1 protein-coding gene and 1 pseudogene are annotated in these 1,800 nt (G+C 46.4%); both read left to right on the top strand.

The window, feature by feature from the left end:
- Window positions 1-653: 653 nt before the first annotated feature.
- Window positions 654-754: pseudogene (locus K675_RS34285) on the top strand (IS5/IS1182 family transposase); the annotation flags it as partial.
- 80 nt (window positions 755-834) lie between these two features.
- Window positions 835-1,800, top strand: a 966-nt coding sequence (locus K675_RS33240; RefSeq protein ID WP_157384000.1) for a glycosyltransferase family 2 protein, incomplete at its 3' end; no start/stop codon positions are given.

Genomic DNA, 1,800 nt, shown 5'->3' with positions numbered 1-1,800 from the left:
TGGCGGCGGTGTCTACGACATTTCTTTTCGTACAGTGCCTAGATGCAGTGTCAAAAGCCGCGCAGTTACAAGGTATGTATCGCAGTAGGTGCACGGTTCCGGAATGAGATTGTGCGGATGGATAGTGAAACGCTCTGGACTTTTCGCCCTGGCCTTACAGGCTACTTTGAAAAACGCCAGAGTAGGACATTGCGGCCTTGAAGTGTCTGGCGAAGTTGTAGGCCGTCAAGATGGCCAGCACATGAGCCTTTAGAGCATCGAAATTGGGGTAGTGAATGCCTTGACTGTCGCTTCCTTTATAGTCCGATTTACACGTTCCACCTGACCACTGATCCAAGGGTTGTGGCGGCAAGGATGATCGCACCCGCTTAAAATACGCTCCAGGCCAAGCAGTTCGCCGCCACTCTAATCGTTGCTTTTAGTCATAAAAATACCTGTTTGCCTAGGCTTTGTCTGAAAAGTCTTGAGACGAAGGTCAGGCAAGGCGAAAACCGCCGAGGAACGGCCGGGGTCGCGCCCGACTTTACTGGAGTAAATGAGCATTCCGAGGCGGTTTTCAACGCAGCATCACCGAGTATCAAGATTTTTCAGACAGAGCCTAACCCTTATCCTAAGGGAGAAACGGTGTCCTGTCTTTCAGGGGACTCGTTCAGGGAACTCGCAACTGCAATCTGGCAGAAAACTATGCAGCCATGGTCACACTCGCTTGCCTGCAGAGGGGGCATCAAGGTATTACTTTTCGTGTAGTACGTAATTTCTTAGCAAATCTGGTATACTACTAGACAGCAATAAAAAAATAAACATGATATCACCGTTATCCGAGACAATCATCGCATGACCCAACCCGCTGAAAGCCCAGCAGCCCTCGATATTTCAATCGTAGTTCCTGTATACCGTGCCGAGCATACAGTTCACGAACTTTACCAGCGTCTTATTTCAGTGCTTGAATCCATGAATGTATCATTCGAATTGATTTTTATCGAAGACTCTGGAGGAGATCAATGCTGGAAAATTCTTCAACAGATAGCGAGTAATGATGAAAGAGTGCGCGGCATAAAATTCAGCAGAAATTTCGGACAACATGCAGCAACCATTTGCGGATTTTCCAAATCGACTGGACGATGGATAATAACTCTGGACGATGATCTTGAGCAAGCACCAGAGCACATACCAAGCCTATATAAGAAGGCTCAGGAAGGGGCTGATTTGGTATATGGTGTCTATCAGCAGCGCACTCATAGCAGGTGGCGCAATATTACCTCAACAATAGCACGCTGGATGTTCAAAAAAGCAATTCCATCACTAAACTACGCCTATACAAGCTATCGAGTTATTCGCGGAGACATTGCTCGGGCTGTTACCCAGTTCGACTCACCCTATCCATTCGTTGATGGCTATCTTTCGTGGCTGACCAATAATTATACAACCGTCCAGATTCCTCACGATTCTCGTGTACATGGGACTAGCAACTACACATTGAAAAAACTGATCACTCACACTATCAATATTTTTGTAACATTTTCCGATATCCCCCTCAGGGTGGCATCCTGGATTGGGTTCATGGCCTTCCTTATTGGCGCAAGCTGGCTGGCCGTAATTTTCCTGAGCTTTCTTACTGGAAAAGTCACAGTTTCCGGCTACGCCTCCATTATGGCGGGAATTTTGGCGTTTGGGGGAATACAACTTTTGGTACTTGGGATTTTTGGCGAATACTTAGGACGTATAAATTTCAAATCCTCAAAAAAACCTCTTTATCTTGTAAGAGAAAGTACCGAACGCGATATTTCAACGACACACAGG

Source organism: Pseudomonas fuscovaginae SE-1 (genome assembly GCF_000364705.1).
Lineage (GTDB): Bacteria > Pseudomonadota > Gammaproteobacteria > Pseudomonadales > Pseudomonadaceae > Aquipseudomonas > Aquipseudomonas fuscovaginae_A.
This window is presented reverse-complemented; position numbering and strand designations above follow the sequence as displayed.